This is a genomic window from Curtobacterium sp. MMLR14_010, assembly GCF_001865015.1.
Classification (GTDB): Bacteria; Actinomycetota; Actinomycetes; order Actinomycetales; family Microbacteriaceae; genus Curtobacterium.
In genome coordinates this window covers 365,143-381,045 of sequence record NZ_MJGV01000046.1, presented here as the reverse complement: position 1 = coordinate 381,045, position 15,903 = coordinate 365,143, and the positions used below count along the sequence as shown (strand labels likewise).

The window sequence follows — 15,903 nt, the reverse complement described above, 5'->3', positions numbered from 1 at the left end:
ACTACCGTCCCGAGGGCCCGCCCGGATGCACCCACCCAGGGAATTCCGGACGGGAGGCTCGTGGAGACCCCGCCCTGAGCCTCCCGTCCGCCATCGATGGAGCAGGAACCGTCGGGTCGCCCTGGCGGAGGCGACCATTCCTGCTCCCTCGGCGCGGGGCACGGTGCGTCAGCGCAGGGCGCCCTCGCGCAGGGTGAGCACGCGGTCCGCTGCGGCGAGCGCCCCGGGGTCGTGCGCCGCGTGCACGACGACGGCGCCGCGGGCGGCCTCGGCGGCGAGCGCTGCGAGCACCAGGCGGAGCGAGTGGGCGTCGACGCCGGCGGTGGGTTCGTCGACGAGGAGCACGGGGGCGCGCTGGGCGAGGCCCATCGCGACGAGGGCGCGCTGGCGTTGGCCGCCGGAGAGCTCGGCGAGGGGGCGGTTGGCGAGGTCGACCAGGTCGAGGCGCCGGAGCTGGTCGTCGACGAGTGCGCGGTCGGCGGCGCGGAGGGGACGCCACCAGGGGAGGGCGCCCCACCGGCCCATGGCGACGGCGGCGTGCACGGTGAGGGGTGGCCCGGGGGTCGAGACCGACTGGGCGACGTGGGCGACCCGGCGTGGTCCTGCTCCGGTGACGCTGCCCTCGGTCGTGGGGAGGGTGCCGGCGACGGCCTCGAGGAGCGTGGACTTGCCGGAGCCGTTCGCGCCGGCGACGACGGTGACGGAGCCGTGTTCGAAGACGGCGTCGGTGCGGTGGAGCACGGTGCGTTGGCCGCGGCGGACGGTCACGGAACGGAGGCGGACGGGCTGGGACGGCACCTGTGGAGGTTAACAGTAACGGGAACCATTTTCATGTAGCGTTCGGGACCGTGACCTGGCTGACCGACCCGTTCTCCGTCGACTTCATGCTCCGCGCCCTGGCGGCGGGCGTGCTCGCGGCGGTCCTCTGCGCCGTCGTGGGGACGTGGGTCCTCGTGCGCGGGATGGCGTTCCTCGGCGAGGCGCTAGCGCACGGCATGCTCCCCGGTGTCGCCCTCGCCACGTTGACCGGGGTGCCCGCGGTGCTCGGCGCTGCGGTCAGTGCCGGAGCGATGGTGCTCGGCGTCGGGGTCCTCCGACGGCGGAGCGGCCTGTCGTACGACACCGCGATCGGGCTGCTGTTCGTCGGCATGCTCGCGCTCGGGGTGATCATCGTCTCCGGCTCGCGGTCCTTCGCCACCGACGTGACGGCGATCCTGTTCGGGGACGTGCTCGCCGTCACCCCGGTCGACCTCGGCACGCTGGCGGTCGCGACCGTCGTGGCGCTGCTCGTCGCGGCCGTGTTCCACCGGCCCTTCACCGCGGCGGCGTTCGACCCACGGAAGGCCGCCACCCTCGGGCTGCGTCCCCGCCTGGCCGAGGTCGTCCTGGTCGCCCTCGTGACGCTCGCCGTGGTCGCGTCCTACCGGGCCGTCGGCACGCTGCTCGTCGTCGGGCTGCTCCTGGCGCCGGCCGCCGCCGCACGGGCCTGGACCCGCGGGCTGCTCGCGACGATGGCCCTCGGCGCGGTCCTCGGCTCGGCGGCGGTGCTCGCCGGGCTGCTCGTCTCGTGGCACCTCGGCACCGCAGCGGGCGCGAGCATCGCCGCCGTCGCGGTCACCGTCGTCGCCCTGTCCCACACGCTCCGACTCGTCCACGTCCGCACCACCCGGAAGGAACCATGCTCCACGCACCACACCACCGCACCGCACTCGGCCTCGGCCTCGGCCTCGCCGCAGCCGTCACGCTCGGCCTGACCGCCTGCACGGGCGGGTCAGCCGGGTCGGCCGGCCCCGCCGCGTCGTCCGGTGCCGCTGGGTCCTCCGGGAGACCCCACGGCTTCGTCGAGGGCGCCTCCGAGGCCGCCGAGCCGCAGCTCCGCCTGCTCGTCGCGGACGACACGGGCGCGCTCGCCCTGCACGACCTGCTCGCCGGCGACGCCACCGACCTCGACGCCGTCGACGCCCCCGAGCACGCGGCCACCGACGGGCGGTTCCTCGTCACGAGCGACACCGACCGGACGACGATCGTCGACGGTGGCGCATGGACGGTCGACCACGGCGACCACACCCACTACTACGACGCCACCGCGCGGACCGTCGGCACGCTGCCGGGTGGGGGACCGGTGGCCGTGGCGTCGTCGGAGTCCACCACGACGGTGTCCTGGCCGGACGCCGGCACCGCGGTCGCCCTCGACCGCGCCGCACTCGGGCAGGGCGAGGTCACCGCGACCGCGCGGGTCGCCGCCGCCGTGCTCCTGCCCCTCGGGGACCGGCTCGTCGCCGGTGACGCCGAGCAAGACCGGGTGGTGGTGCTCGACGCGCAGGGGGAGCCGACCGGGGTCACCGCCGCGTGCACGGACCCCGCCGGTGGCATCGTCACCCGGGTCGGCGCCGTCGTCGGCTGTGCGGACGGCGCGGTCCTGGTGACGGCCGCGGACACGCCCGGTGAGGACGCCACCCCCACCGCCGAGCACCTCGAAGCTCCCGCCGACCTGCCGCGGGCCACGGCCTTCGCGAACCGCACCGGTCGACCGACGGTCGCGGCCCTCGCCGGGGACACCGGCGCCTGGCTCCTCGACACCCGAGAGCGCACCTGGGAGCACGTCCCCACGGACCGCCCCCTCGTCGCCGTCACCGCCGTGGACGACACCGACGAGCACGTCGTGGCACTCGACGCCGACGGCCGCATGCGGGTGCTGAGCGGGACGGACCGGACCGCCGTGACGACCGAACCGCTCGTGCCGGCGGGCTCCGTCCCCGCGCTGCAGGTCGACGCCCAGCGGGCGTACCTGGCGGACCCGGACGACCGGGTGGTGCACGAGGTGGACTTCGCCGACGACGCGCGCCTGGCCCGCTCGATCGCGGTACCCGTCCGCCCCGACGTGATGGCCGAGGTCGGGCGATGAGGCGAGGCGCGGTCTCGGCGGTCGCGGTCGGAGCCGCCGTGACGCTCGTGCTGGGCGCCTCGGGGTGCAGCAGCCCCGGCGCGGACGACCGCCCCCTGGTCGCGGTGACGACGAACATCCTCGGCGACGTCGTGCAGCAGGTCGTGGGGGAGCAGGCCGAGGTCATGGTGCTCATGCCGCCCGGCGCCGACCCGCACTCGTTCGAGGTCTCCGCCCGCGAGGCCGCCGACCTCCGCCGCGCGGACCTCGTCGTGGAGAACGGCCTCGGCCTCGAGGAGGGCGTCGCCCGGCACGTCGCAGCCGCAGCGACCGACGGCGTGCCCGTGTTCACCGCCGGGGACTCGATCGAACCGCTGGAGTGGTCCACCGAGGACGACCACGGCGTCGACCCGCACCTCTGGACCGACCCGGCCCGGATGGCGGACGTCGTCGACGCACTCGGCGCGGAGCTCCACGAGGTCGACGGCATCGACGACGCCGCGCTCGACGCCGGACTCCAGGCGTACGGCGCCGAGCTCGACGCCCTCGACGACGACATGACGACCGCCTTCGCCGCGCTGCCCGAGGACCGCCGGGCGCTCGTGACGAACCACCACGTCTTCGGGTACCTCGCCGACCGGTTCGACTTCCGGGTCGTCGGCGCCGTGATCCCGAGCGGCACGACCCTGGCCTCGCCGAGCGCCGCCGACCTGCGCGACCTCACCACCGCGATCGAGGAGGCCGGCGTGCCGACGATCTTCGTCGACGCCTCGCAGCCCGCGCGCCTCGCGGAGGTCCTCGCGCAGGAGGCCGACGTCCACGTCGACGTCACCGCCCTCGCCACCGAGTCCCTCTCGCCCCCGGGCGAGGGTGCCGCCACTTACCTCGAGATGATGCGGTCGAACACCGAGGACATCGTCACCGGCCTGTCGGCTCGCAGATGAGAATGAGAATCAATACAGTGCTGTCCATGACCAGACGAACGACCCTCGCGCCCGCAGTCCTGCTCGGCGCGACCGCCCTCCTCCTCACCGGATGCGCGAGCGACACCGCCGCGAGCGGCACCGCCGACCGCGAAACCGCGACCGGCAGCGCATCGGCCACCGCCGACAGCGGCGCCGGCAACCGCTCCGACACCGGCCCCCGCATCACCCTGACGTACGACGGGGGCCTGCTCGTCCTCGACCAGGACCTCCGCGTCGTCGGGGACGAGCCGGTCGACGGCTTCACCCGCGTCAACCCCGCCGGGGACGACCGCCACGTGCTCGTCACCGTGCCGGAGGGCTTCCGCGTGCTCGACACCGCCGCCGGCACCACCGGCGAACCGACCCTGACCGACCTCACCTTCCCCGCCGACACCGGCGGGCACGCGGTCGTGCACGGCGACCGCACCGCGCTCTTCGCGGACGGCAGCGGCGACGTGACGTCCTTCGACCACGCCGACCTGGCCGCTAGCGTCGCGGACGGGGAGCTGCCGGACGTCGACACGACCGAGTCCGAGGCGGCCCACCACGGCGTCGCGATCGAGCTCGAGGACGGCACGCTCCTGACCACCATCGGCACCGAGGAGTCCCGCTCCGGCGTCCGCGCCCTCGACGCCGACGGCACCGAGACCGCCCGCTCCGAGGTCTGCCCCGACGTGCACGGCGAGGGGGCCGTCAGCGGCGACGTCGCCGTCTTCGGCTGCACGGACGGCGCGCTCGTGTACCAGGACGGCACGTTCACCAAGATCGACGCCCCGACCACGTACGGCCGCACGGGCAACCTGTTCACCACCGACACGTCGAGCATCGCCGTGGGCGACTACAACGACGACCCGGACAGCGAGGGCTACCTGCTCGACCAGGTCGCGCTCGTCGACGCCGCGCGTGACGAGTACCGCGTCGCCGACCTGCCCGACGGTGTCGGCTTCACGTTCCGGGGCCTCGCCCGCGGGCTCGACGACGAGGCGCTCGTCCTCGGCTCCGACGGCGCCCTGCACCGCTTCGACGAGGAGACCGGCAAGCCCCTCGGCACCATCGACGTCATCGACGCGTGGGAGGGCCCGGCCGAGTGGCAGGACGCCCACCCGGCGCTGAAGGTCGTCGACGGCACCGCCTACGTGACCGACCCCGCCGAGCGCACCGTGCACGCGGTGGACCTCGCCTCCGGCGAGGTGGTCGCCTCCAGCGACCGCCTGCCCGGCATCCCCAACGAGATCGCGGTCAGCTGACGCTGGTCAGGTGACCCGCACCGGACGGGAGGCTCGTGGCGACCCCGCCACTGGGCCCACGTCCGCCGGTTCCGCACCGACGCGCCAGCGGCGGGGCGGCCGTGCCGGATGGGGAGCCTCCCGTCCGCCATCGAGGGAGCAGGAACCGTCGGGTCGCCCTGGCGGAGGCGACCATTCCTGCTCCCTCGATGGCTGTGTCGTCCCTAACGGGGACACGGCACCGGCCGATAGAGCGCACTGACCACCCACGGACGGGTGGTCGGACGACCTGCCCCACGGACGGTGGCAGGTGAGACACCCCAGGGACGGACCCCATGATCGTCGTCACACGACTCAACGGCAGCGGCTTCGCTGTCAACCCCGACCTCGTGGAGCGCATCCAGGAGACGCCGGACACGACCCTCATCATGGTCGACGGCGCGAAGTACATCGTCCGCGAGTCCATGGCCGAGGTCATCGAGCGGATCGCCGCGTACCGCGCCCGCATCGTCACCATGGCCTACGGCACCGAGCCGCGCACCCTCACCGGGCCGCAGCCGACGCTCGCACCCGTCGCCGCCCTGCACGCAGCGCCCGCCCTGCACGCAGCGGCCCGGACGCAGGACGGGGGTCGCTGACGTGGACATCGCGACGATCATCGGCATCCTCCTCGCCTTCGGCGCCCTCTTCGGCATGATCGAGATGGAGCACGTCGAGCTCGGCGGGCTGTTCCTCCCCGCGCCGATCCTGCTCGTGTTCGGCGCCACCATCGGCGCCGGGGTCGCGAGCACCACGCTCAAGGACGCCATCGCGAGCTTCAAGGCCGCGCCCAAGGCCTTCACCGGCAAGGTCACCCCGCCGGCGTCCGTCATCGAGGACGTCGTGGGCCTGGCCGAGGTCGCCCGTTCGAACGGTCTGCTGGCGCTCGAGCAGGAGGCCGAGAAGCACGACGACCCGTTCATGAAGAAGGCGCTGCAGAACATCGCCGACGGCACGGACGGCGACGAGCTGCGGATCCTGCTCGAGGACGAGATCGAGTCGAACGCCGCGCCGATGCGCAGCGCGAGCTCGTTCTTCATGGGCCTCGGCGGGTTCGCCCCGACCGTCGGCATCATCGGCACCGTCGTGTCGCTGACCCACGTGCTCGCCAACCTCGGCAAGCCGGACGAGCTCGGCCCCCTCATCGCGAGCGCCTTCGTGGCGACGCTGTGGGGCCTGCTCACCGCCAACTTCATGTGGCTGCCGATCGGCGGCAAGCTCCGCAAGCTCGCGCAGCTCGAGTCCGACCGGCAGACGCTCCTGATGGAGGGACTGCTCGCGGTGCAGGCCGGCAGCCAGCCGCGCCTGCTCGGGGAGCGCCTGAAGGCCATGGTCCCGCCCGCCGCCCGCAACGACACCGGCGGCAAGGGCAAGGCGGCCAAGGGCGCGGCCGACGACCAGCAGCTGGCGGCCTGACGATGAGCGCGAACCCCCGCGGCCGCGGCCGTGGTCGGAAGAAGGGCGGTCACGACGACGCCGAACACCCCGACGAGCGGTGGATGGCGTCCTACATGGACATGATCACCGTGCTGATGTGCATGTTCCTGGTGCTCTTCGCGATGTCGACGGTCGACCAGGAGAAGTACATCGCGCTGAAGAACTCGCTCGCGACGGGCTTCGGCGAGGTGAAGTCGCAGAAGGTCGACACCGCGAGCGGCACGGTCGTGACGAAGGACCAGGTCGAGGACGGCTCCGGCTACTCCACGGACAAGGCGCAGGCGGACCACTCGACGGCGGCCTCCGGGGCGAAGGACACGAACGTCGACCCCGCGTCCACCGTCGTGCCCGTCACCGCCACGAAGAAGGACATCGCCGCGGCGGAGCAGGAGCTCGACGACCTCAAGGCCATCCAGAAGGCGATCACGGGCAACCTCCAGAAGGCCGGCCAGACGGCCAACGTCACGTTCACGGTCGACGCCCGCGGGCTCATCGTCCGCCTGGTCGGCAGCGAGACGTACTTCGGCACGAACAGCGCGGACCTCTCCGGCCAGGCGAAGACGATCATGGACGCCATCGCCCCGGTGCTGAAGACCGCCGGGCACGACGTCAGCATCGAGGGCCACGCCGACCAGCGGAACTCGACCGCCCCGTACGCCACGAACTGGGAGCTCAGCTCCGCCCGGGCGACCGGGGTGCTGCGGGACCTCGTCGAGCGCGGCGGGATGCCGGGCGACCACGTGCAGAGCGTCGGGTTCGGGTCGAGCCGTCCGCTGGCGAAGGGCGACACCGACACGGACCTCGCCCTGAACCGCCGGGTCGACATCGTGGTGCTGTCGAACCAGGACCAGGACGTCAGCGCCCTGATGCCGGCACTGGCCGCGGCGCAGGACCACGCCCACGGCGCGAGCGCCGCCGGCACCGGCGGCACGGCCACGACGAAGACGACGACGGGGACGAAGGACACCGCGGCGGCCGAGACCCACGGCGGCACCGGGAGCGATGCCGGGCACTGACCGCCCACCGCCCCACTACGGGGTACAGCACTGACGGAGGACACGCAGGCGACCGATAGACGCCTCCGTGACCGAGACCCTGCCCGCGCCCGAGGTGTACGACTTCGCGCGCCCCTCGACGCTCGCCCGCGAGCACGCCCGGGTCCTCGAGCTCGCCTTCGAGACGTTCGCCCGGCAGTGGGGCACGCAGCTGACCGCGAAGGTCCGCGTCGTGAGCCAGGTCACGTGCGAGCAGGTCCAGATGATGACGTACGACGAGTACGCCGCCTCCCTGCCCGCGCTGACCGGCATGGCCCTGCTGCCGATCGTCGACACGGCGCCGAAGGGCGTGCTGCAGGTCCCGCTCGACGCCGCCCTGACCTGGGTGTCGCACGCGCTCGGCGCCTCGCGCCCGCTGCCCACCCCCGACCGCACCTTCACGCCCATCGAGCAGGCCCTGGTCCGCAAGCTCGTCGAGGACGCCCTCGACGACCTCCGCTACTCGTTCGGCGGCCTGCTCGCGCAGGACATCGGCGTCAGCGGCTTCCAGTACAACTCCCAGTTCGCCCAGGCCGCGCAAAAGGGCGACCTGATGATCGTCGCCTCGTTCGACATCCGCGTGGGGGAGCGCGTCGCCCCCGGCACGCTGGCCCTGCCCGCCGAGGCCGTCCTGCCGCAGCTCGGCGAGGCCGCGGCGACCGTGACGCCCGCCGACGCCCGAGCGCTCCTCGACGTGCAGCTCGCCAGCGTCCCCGTCGGCGTCGCCCTGCACTTCGCACCAGCCACCGTGCTGCCGTCGCAGGTGCTGCGGCTCGCCGTCGGCGACGTCCTGCCGCTGCCCCACCCGCAGCACCGTCCCCTTACCATCGCGGTCGACGGCGAGCCCGTCGGCACCGCGGCCGTCGGCGCGAACGGCTCGCGCCTCGCCGGCATCGTCGTCACCACCACATCGGAGCAGCCCGCATGAGCGCCACCACCACCCTCCACACCGGCGCCGCCGAGGCACTCGTCGGTCAGCTCCCGACGACGGTCCCGCTGCACGCAGCGGTCCTGCCGGGAGGCTCGACCCCCGCCGGCATGCAGGCCGCGGTCGACGGCGTGGTCGCCTCGTTCGTCGGTGGACTCTCCGCGGACCTCGCGCTGGTCCTCACCGACCTCGACGGCATCACCGCCGCCGGCGGCACCGACCACGGCCTGGTCGACGTCACGGATGTGCTCCGTCCGTCGCTCGAGGCCGCGGCGTCGGTCCTCGGCGTGGGCGTCCTCGGCGAGGCCCGCCGCGAGTCGGCCGCGTCGCTCTTCGCCGACGCCGACACAGTCGTGTTCGAGCTCACCGCCGGTGGTGTGCCCGGCGGCTGGTTCGCCGTGCGCATCCGCGAGAACGGCGTCCTCGGTGCCACCACCCAGGCGCCCGCGCTCGGCATCCCCGCCGGGAACCTCGGCCGCATCAACAACGTCGAGATGACCTTGACGGTCGAGATCGGCCGCACCCGGATGTCCGTCCGTGACGTCCTCGGCATGGAGCCCGGCGCCGTCGTCGAGCTCGACCGCTCCGCCGGTGCGCCCGCCGACGTGCTGCTGAACGGCCGCCTGATCGCGCACGGCGAGGTCGTCGTCGTCGACCAGGACTACGCCGTCCGCATCACCAAGATCCTTGACGTCGCCGAGACGGTCTGACCCGCGTGGACACCCTCGTCATCACCCTCCGCGTCGCGCTCTCGCTCGGCGTCGTGCTCGCCCTCATGTGGGTGCTGCACCGCCGCACGGCGAAGGGGCAGTTCGGCCGGGCGAAGGCCAGGGGTCGTCGGTCCGCCGCGATCGAGGTCGTCGGCCGCACCGGCATCGGCGGCAAGGCCAGCGTGGTCGTCGTCGACGTGGAGGGCGAGCGACTCGTCCTCGGCGTCACCGAGCACGGCGTGAGCCTGCTCACGAGCGGCGAGGCGCCCGCGCCCGAGCTCACCATCGTGACCGGAGCGGTGCAGCTGCCCGTGCGCGCGGTCCCGGTCGCGGCCCCGACCCAGACGCCCGTACCGACCCCGTCGGCGGAGGCGTTCCGTCAGGAACTCGCGCTGCAGGACCAGGCCGCCACGAGCCTCCCGTCCGCTCCGGCGGCAGAACCGCTGCCGATGCGTCCGCGCAACCGCGACCGTCGCCCCCAGCGCACCGTCGTCCCCACGTCCGCGCAGCTGCAGGGCTCGCTCCTGTCCGCCGACACCTGGCGGCAGGCCGCCGCCGCGCTGCGCTCCCGGCGGGCCGGGTGACCGCGGCGCGCGGTGCCAGGCTCGTCCTGCTCGCGATCCTCGGCGTGGCGGTGGTGGCCGGGTTCCTGATGCTCACCGCCACCGGCGCCCACGCGGCCGGCGTCGTCGAGCCGACCGCCCCCGCGACGCCCACCGCCCCGACCGGCGGCGGCTTCTCGGTGAACGTGAACGGCCCGGACGGGGCGCCCTCGTCCGCCGTCGTGACCCTGATCGGCATCACCCTGCTCAGCGTCGCCCCGGCGCTCATGCTCATGATGACGTCGTTCACGAAGATCTTCGTCGTCCTCGCCATGACCAGGAACGCGCTCGGCCTGCAGTCGATCCCGCCGAACCAGGTCATCGCCGGCCTGGCCCTGTTCCTGTCGCTGTTCGTGATGGCCCCGGTCATCGGGCACATCAACGACGACGCCCTGCAGCCCTACCTCGCCGGACACCTCGACTTCCAGCAGGCCGTCGACATCGGCACCAAGCCGCTCCGCACCTTCATGCTGCACCAGACGCGCGAGGAGGACGTGGCGCTCATCACCCGCGCCGCCGGGCTGGACAACCCGAAGACGCTCGCCGACGTGCCGATGACGACCGTCATCCCCGCGTTCATCATCTCCGAGCTCCGCAGCGCGTTCATCATCGGGTTCGTCATCTTCATCCCGTTCCTGGTGATCGACCTCGTCGTCTCCGCGGCGCTGATGTCGATGGGCATGATGATGCTCCCGCCGGTGATGATCTCGCTGCCGTTCAAGGTGCTGCTGTTCGTGCTCGTCGACGGGTGGGGACTCATCATCAAGTCGCTCATCGAGAGCTACCAGGTGGTGCACTGATGGACCAGCAGGCGGTCATCGACCTCGTCCTCCAGGCACTCGTCGTCGCCGGCAAGCTCGCGGCGCCCGTGCTCATCACGTCCCTCGTCGTCGGGTTCGCGATCTCGCTCTTCCAGTCCGTCACCCAGATCCAGGAGGTGACGCTGTCGTTCGTGCCGAAGGCCCTCGCGGTCGCCGTCGCACTGGTCGTCTGCGGCAACTGGATGATCTCCGAGATGATCGGCTTCACGCACTTCGCGTTCGACCAGATCCCGAAGCTGCTCGGGGCCGCCTGATGGAGCTCGCGATCGACCTCGACGGGCTCGAGGGCACCATGCTCGCCGGCGTCCGGCTCATCGCGTTCTTCATGGTCGCGCCGCCGTTCTCGTACAAGGCGTTCCCCGCGACGGCGAAGCTCATCCTGGCGCTCGGGCTCGCCGTCGGGGTCGCTCCGCGTGTCACCGCCGGGTACACCTCCCTCGACACCGGGCCCTTCCTCGTCGCGCTCGTGACGCAGCTCGGCGTGGGACTCGTCCTCGGGTTCCTCGTCTACCTGGTGTTCTCCGCCGTGCAGTCCGCCGGTGCGCTCATCGACCTGTTCGGCGGCTTCACGCTCGCGCAGGCGTACGACCCGCAGTCCCAGGTGAACGGTGCGCAGTTCACGCGCCTGTTCCAGATGGCGGCGCTCGCGCTGCTCTTCGCCTCCGGCGGGTACCAGCTCATCGTCGCCGGCATCGTCCGCTCGTTCGACGCGGTGCCCCTGGTCGACGGCACCGGCCACGTCGGCACGATGGCGTTCGGCGGCGTCGCCGGGCTCCTCGTCGCGGCGCTGTCGCAGATGTTCCTCGCGACGCTGCAGATCGCCGGCCCGCTCGTCGTCGTGCTGTTCCTCGCCGACGTCGGCCTCGGCCTGCTCACCCGTGTCGCCCCCGCGCTCAACGCCTTCCAGATGGGCTTCCCGATCAAGATCGGCCTGACCGTGATCTTCGCCGGGGCGCTCTTCATGGCGCTGCCGTCCGTCGTGTCCAGCCTGACGGGTGACGCCGTGCAGGCGATCACCGGGAGGGGGTGACCCATGTCCGACAGCGGTGAGAAGTCCGAGAAGGCCACCTCCAAGCGGATGAAGGAGGTCCACAAGAAGGGCCAGCTCGGCCGGTCGCAGGACCTCGGCGCGTGGATCGGCATCGCCGCCGCGGCGCTGGTGATCCCCGCGACGATCGGCCGCGCCGCCGGTGCCGGCCAGGAACAGCTCGCCGCGGTCCGCACGGTCATTGCCGACCCGTCGATCGGCACCATGCGCGGCGTCTTCGAGGACGCGATGGGCTCGATGGCGGCGACGCTCGGCCCGATGCTCCTCGTCGTGCTCGTCGCCGTGGCCGCGACCGCCGTCGCCCAGGGCGGCGTGCACTTCCGCTCCCTGGCCCCGACGCCGGAGCACTTCGACCCCGTGCAGGGCATCAAGCGGGTCTTCGGCACCCAGGCGCTCTGGAACGGCGTGAAGGCCCTCGTGAAGACGGCCGTCGTCGGGCTCGTGCTCTGGTTCGCCGTGCAGGGACTCGTCCCCGTGCTCATGACGAGCGGGTCGCTGCCACTGGCGGCCGTGCTCAGCGCCGCCGGCGAGGGTGCGGGGACGCTCCTCCGCGCCGCGATCGCCGCGGGCCTGGTGCTCGCCGCGCTCGACGTGTTCGTCGTCATCCGCCGCAACCGCAAGCGCACCATGATGTCCAAGCGCGAGGTCAAGGACGAGAACAAGTCCGCCGAGGGCGACCCGCAGGTCAAGGGCCAGCGGCGCTCCCGCCAGCTCGCGATGAGCCGCAACCGGATGATCCAGGCCGTCGGCGACGCGGACGTCGTGATGACGAACCCGACGCACTACGCCGTCGCCCTGAAGTACGAGCCGGGCAAGTCCGCGCCGCGGGTCGTGGCGAAGGGGGCCGGACCGGTCGCCGACGTCATCCGCGCCCGCGCCGAGGAGACGCGGGTGCCGATCGTCCGCGACGTGCCGCTCACCCGTGCCCTGCACGCCGCGTGCGAGCTCGGCCACGAGGTGCCCGTCGACCTCTACACGCCCGTCGCCCGGGTGCTGTCCTTCGTGATGGCGCTCAAGGCCAGGGGCGCTGCGGCCGGCACCCACGCACCGCCGCGGCCCACCACGCCCGACGAGGTCGCCACCGTGCTCGACCCCGCGACGCTCACCGGGGACCTCAGACCCCGCAAGCTCCGCACACCTCGACCCACCACGAACCCGACGCCCGCCGCGTCCACCACCCAGGGAGTCCCCGCATGAAGCTCAAGGACCTGCCGAAGCTCGCCGTCCCGGTGCTCATCGTCGGCATCATCCTGCTGCTGATCCTGCCGGTGCCGTCGTTCCTGCTGGACTTCCTCATCATCTGCAACATCCTGCTGGCGCTGGTGATCCTCCTCACGACGCTGTTCGTGAAGAAGCCGCTCGACTTCTCGGTGTTCCCGTCGCTGCTGCTCGTCGCGACGCTGTTCCGCCTCGGGCTCAACGTCGCGTCGACCCGCCTGGTGCTCGGCGAGGGCTTCGCCGGCGACGTCATCCAGGCGTTCGGCCACGTCGCCGTCTCCGGGTCGATCATCATCGGCGCGGTCATCTTCCTCATCCTCATCGTCATCCAGTTCGTCGTCGTGACGAAGGGCGCCGAGCGCGTCGCCGAGGTCGGGGCGCGCTTCACCCTCGACGCGATGCCCGGCAAGCAGATGGCCATCGACGCCGACCTGAACGCCGGGCTCATCACCGACGCCGAGGCGAAGGAGCGCCGCGCGTCGGTGTCCGCCGAGGCCGACTTCTACGGCGCGATGGACGGTGCGTCGAAGTTCGTCAAGGGCGACGCCATCGCCGGCATCCTCATCATCGTCATCAACCTCATCGGTGGCATCGCCATCGGCATGCTGCAGAACGGCCTCTCGGTCACGGACGCGCTGTCGAAGTACGGCATCCTGACGATCGGCGACGGCCTGGTCACCCAGATCCCCGCGCTCCTGATGGCCGTCTCGACGGGCATGATCGTCACCCGCTCCGGTGCCGAGAGCGAGATGGGCGCCTCGGCGACGAAGCAGCTCGGGCAGTCCAGGAACGCGCTCATGATCGCCGGCGTGGCCGCGATCGCGATGGGGTTCATCCCGGGCATGCCGATCATGCCGTTCCTGCTCGTCGGCGCGACGCTGGTCTTCACCAGCTGGCGGATCGGGCAGAACACCGCCAAGGCCGAGGCCACCGCGGCCGAGCAGCAGGCACTCGCCGCTGCTGCACCCTCCGGCGACACGACCGAGGACCTCGTCGAGCAGATGCGCGTGCACGCCCTCGAGATCCAGCTCGCCCCCGACCTGGTCGACATGGTCTCCGGCGCCTCCGACGACCTGCTCGGCCGGGTCCGGGCCCTCCGCCGCAAGATCGCGATGGACATGGGCATCGTCGTGCCGCCAGTCCGCACCCGCGACAGCATCGAGCTGCCGCCGTCGACCTACGCCATCCGGATCGCCGGCGTCGAGGCCGGTCGCGGCACCGCCCCCGCGCGGAGCGTCCTGGCCCTCGGGGACCAGCTCGACGGCCTGCCGGGCGACGCCACCGTCGAGCCCGTCTTCGGCCTGGCCGGCAAGTGGGTCCCCGCCGAGCTCCGGCACGCGGCGGAGATGACCGGCGCGACCGTGATCGATCGCGTGTCCGTGCTCGTCACCCACCTGCAGGCCGTCATCGGCGACAACGCCGCGCGTCTGCTCACCCGCGAGGACGTGAAGGTCCTGGCCGAGGGCGTCAAGCAGGTCAACCCCGCGGCCGTCGAGGAACTCGTCCCCGGCATGCTCTCGATGGCCGAGCTCCAGCGCGTGCTGCAGGGGCTGCTCGTCGAGCGCGTGCCGATCAACGACCTCGGCCGGATCTGCGAGGCGCTGACCCTCCGCGCGAAGGTGTCCACCGACCCCGAAGGACTCGTCGAGGCCGCCCGCGCCGCACTCGGTCCGGCTCTGCCGGCCCGGCACCTCGACCAGGGAGTCCTCCGCGTGATCATGATCGACCCGCTGCTCGAGCAGGCCATGCTCGAGGGGCTCCGGCCGTCCGAGCAGGGCACGCAGATCGTCCTCGACGCCCACCGCATCGAGCAGGTCCTCGGCTCCGTGCGTGACGCCGTCCGGAGCGTCGAGGAGCAGGGGCTGTCCGCCGTGCTGGTCTGCGCCCCGCAGCTCCGCCCGGCCGTGCACCGCATGGTGGCCGCCCAGTCCGACGGCCTCCCCGTGCTCTCCTACCAGGAGGCAACGGCGGCGGGCTCCACCATCGAGACCGTGGGAGTGGTCCGTGCCGCCGACCCGATTGCAGCGTAGCGGCGCGACGCTCGACGACGTCCGCGACGCCGTCCGAGCCGAGTTCGGCGCCGGAGCGCGCATCATCGCCGCCGAGCGCGTCACCAGCGGCGGTGTCGGCGGGCTCTTCCGCCGCGCCCACGTCGAGGCCACCGTCGAGGTGCTCGACCCCGACGAGGTCCCGACGGTCCGCGTCGCCATCGCCGACGGACCCGCCACCCGGGTCGGCATCGCCGCGCTCCTCGCCGACGCCGACGAGGCCGAGGCCCGCATCGCGACCGGCGACGGTACCCGGTCGGCACGTGCCGACGTGTTCGCGTCCGTGCTCGACGGCTTCGTCGCCGACGGCATCGCCCCGGCAGCGCCGACCGGTCCGGTCCCCGTCCTGGCGACCGGCCCCGTCCCCGTTGCAGCGCCGGAGGCGCTCCCGTTCCCCACCGACCCCGTCTCGGGGTCGCGCCCGCCCCTGGAGCTCGCGCCGAGCCTCCAGGCCGGACCGACTGGAGGCTCGGCCCCCGTCCACGACCTCACCACCCGTCGCGGACGGCGTGCGCTGGCCGCGGGGCGGCCCCCGGTGCCGCCCGTCCTGTCGGGTGACGGGGACCTGGTGCTGCTGGTCGGACGCAGCGCCGACGTCGACGCCGCCCGCGCCGCGTTCGCCGCGCGGCACGACCTCCGCGAGACCGACGCCCTCGACCGCCGAGGCGGGATCCTCGCACGGGCCGACGGGGTCCGCGCGGGCCACGCGCTGCTCGGTGCCGTCGCGTGGGACGACCACGCGGCGCTCGAGGGCCTGGCGCCCGACCAGGTGTGGGTCGTCGTCGACGCGGGGCGGAAGCACGAGGACTCGCTCCTCATGGTGCACGCCGTCGCCGCGGTCGTGCCGGTGGCCGGGGTGCTCGCCGTCGGCACCCGGGAGACCACCACGCCGGACAGCGTGCACGAGCTCGGGCTGCCGGTCCGTCCGCGCTGAACCCCGATC

Annotated in this window: 17 protein-coding genes; 16 read left to right on the top strand and 1 reads right to left on the bottom strand. The window is 73.0% G+C overall.

Annotation, left to right across the window (positions count from 1 at the left end):
• Nucleotides 1-168: 168 nt before the first annotated feature.
• Nucleotides 169-798: a metal ABC transporter ATP-binding protein gene (locus BIU98_RS10320; RefSeq protein ID WP_071275579.1), complete on the bottom strand. Its 630-nt coding sequence runs from the start codon at nt 796-798 to the stop codon at nt 169-171.
• A 50-nt stretch (nt 799-848) separates the two neighbouring features.
• Here BIU98_RS10320 and aztB point away from each other — a divergent pair, with 50 nt between their 5' ends.
• From aztB to BIU98_RS10240, 16 genes are all read left to right on the top strand, one after another.
• A complete protein-coding gene (aztB, locus tag BIU98_RS10315) occupies nt 849-1,754 on the top strand; it encodes a zinc ABC transporter permease AztB (RefSeq protein WP_071275577.1) in 906 nt (301 codons plus the stop codon).
• On the top strand, nt 1,679-2,905 hold the full coding sequence (locus tag BIU98_RS10310) for a hypothetical protein (RefSeq protein ID WP_071275575.1): 1,227 nt from the start codon (nt 1,679-1,681) through the stop codon (nt 2,903-2,905). Before aztB ends, BIU98_RS10310 begins: the two co-directional genes overlap by 76 nt.
• The gene (gene aztC / locus BIU98_RS10305) at nt 2,902-3,828 is read left to right on the top strand and encodes a zinc ABC transporter substrate-binding protein AztC (protein ID WP_071275573.1); all 927 of its coding nucleotides are present in this window, start codon (nt 2,902-2,904) and stop codon (nt 3,826-3,828) included. Before BIU98_RS10310 ends, aztC begins: the two co-directional genes overlap by 4 nt.
• Nucleotides 3,829-3,854: 26 nt before the next feature.
• Nucleotides 3,855-5,096, top strand: coding sequence for a hypothetical protein (locus BIU98_RS10300; RefSeq protein ID WP_071276443.1), 1,242 nt, complete (start codon nt 3,855-3,857; stop codon nt 5,094-5,096).
• A 314-nt stretch (nt 5,097-5,410) separates the two neighbouring features.
• Nucleotides 5,411-5,713 (top strand): flagellar FlbD family protein, encoded by a 303-nt coding sequence (locus tag BIU98_RS10295; RefSeq protein WP_071275571.1) that lies wholly within the window; start codon nt 5,411-5,413, stop codon nt 5,711-5,713.
• A gap of 1 nt (nt 5,714) precedes the next feature.
• A complete protein-coding gene (locus BIU98_RS10290; protein WP_071275568.1) occupies nt 5,715-6,530 on the top strand; it encodes a motility protein A in 816 nt (271 codons plus the stop codon).
• A 2-nt stretch (nt 6,531-6,532) separates the two neighbouring features.
• Nucleotides 6,533-7,567, top strand: coding sequence for a flagellar motor protein MotB (locus BIU98_RS10285; protein WP_083393157.1), 1,035 nt, complete (start codon nt 6,533-6,535; stop codon nt 7,565-7,567).
• Nucleotides 7,568-7,634: 67 nt separating this feature from the next.
• Nucleotides 7,635-8,513 carry a flagellar motor switch protein FliM gene (locus BIU98_RS10280; protein WP_071275566.1) on the top strand — a complete coding sequence of 293 codons (879 nt, stop codon included), beginning with the start codon at nt 7,635-7,637 and terminating at the stop codon, nt 8,511-8,513.
• The gene (fliN, locus tag BIU98_RS10275; RefSeq protein WP_071275563.1) at nt 8,510-9,223 is read left to right on the top strand and encodes a flagellar motor switch protein FliN; all 714 of its coding nucleotides are present in this window, start codon (nt 8,510-8,512) and stop codon (nt 9,221-9,223) included. Before BIU98_RS10280 ends, fliN begins: the two co-directional genes overlap by 4 nt.
• Nucleotides 9,224-9,228: 5 nt before the next feature.
• Nucleotides 9,229-9,807, top strand: coding sequence for a flagellar biosynthetic protein FliO (gene fliO, locus BIU98_RS10270; protein WP_071275562.1), 579 nt, complete (start codon nt 9,229-9,231; stop codon nt 9,805-9,807).
• Entirely contained in the window at nt 9,804-10,625 is an 822-nt protein-coding gene (fliP, locus tag BIU98_RS10265) for a flagellar type III secretion system pore protein FliP (protein WP_071275561.1), read from the top strand. Before fliO ends, fliP begins: the two co-directional genes overlap by 4 nt.
• Nucleotides 10,625-10,900, top strand: coding sequence for a flagellar biosynthesis protein FliQ (fliQ, locus tag BIU98_RS10260; RefSeq protein WP_071275559.1), 276 nt, complete (start codon nt 10,625-10,627; stop codon nt 10,898-10,900). The genes fliP and fliQ overlap by 1 nt, the downstream gene beginning before the upstream one ends.
• Nucleotides 10,900-11,676, top strand: a complete 777-nt coding sequence (locus BIU98_RS10255) for a flagellar biosynthetic protein FliR (RefSeq protein ID WP_071275557.1) — start codon at nt 10,900-10,902, stop codon at nt 11,674-11,676. Before fliQ ends, BIU98_RS10255 begins: the two co-directional genes overlap by 1 nt.
• Before the next feature lie 3 nt (nt 11,677-11,679).
• Nucleotides 11,680-12,891 (top strand): flagellar biosynthesis protein FlhB, encoded by a 1,212-nt coding sequence (locus BIU98_RS10250; protein WP_071275555.1) that lies wholly within the window; start codon nt 11,680-11,682, stop codon nt 12,889-12,891.
• Nucleotides 12,888-14,942, top strand: coding sequence for a flagellar biosynthesis protein FlhA (locus tag BIU98_RS10245; RefSeq protein ID WP_071275553.1), 2,055 nt, complete (start codon nt 12,888-12,890; stop codon nt 14,940-14,942). Before BIU98_RS10250 ends, BIU98_RS10245 begins: the two co-directional genes overlap by 4 nt.
• Nucleotides 14,917-15,894, top strand: a complete 978-nt coding sequence (locus BIU98_RS10240) for a hypothetical protein (protein WP_139200656.1) — start codon at nt 14,917-14,919, stop codon at nt 15,892-15,894. The genes BIU98_RS10245 and BIU98_RS10240 overlap by 26 nt, the downstream gene beginning before the upstream one ends.
• Nucleotides 15,895-15,903 lie beyond the last annotated feature (9 nt).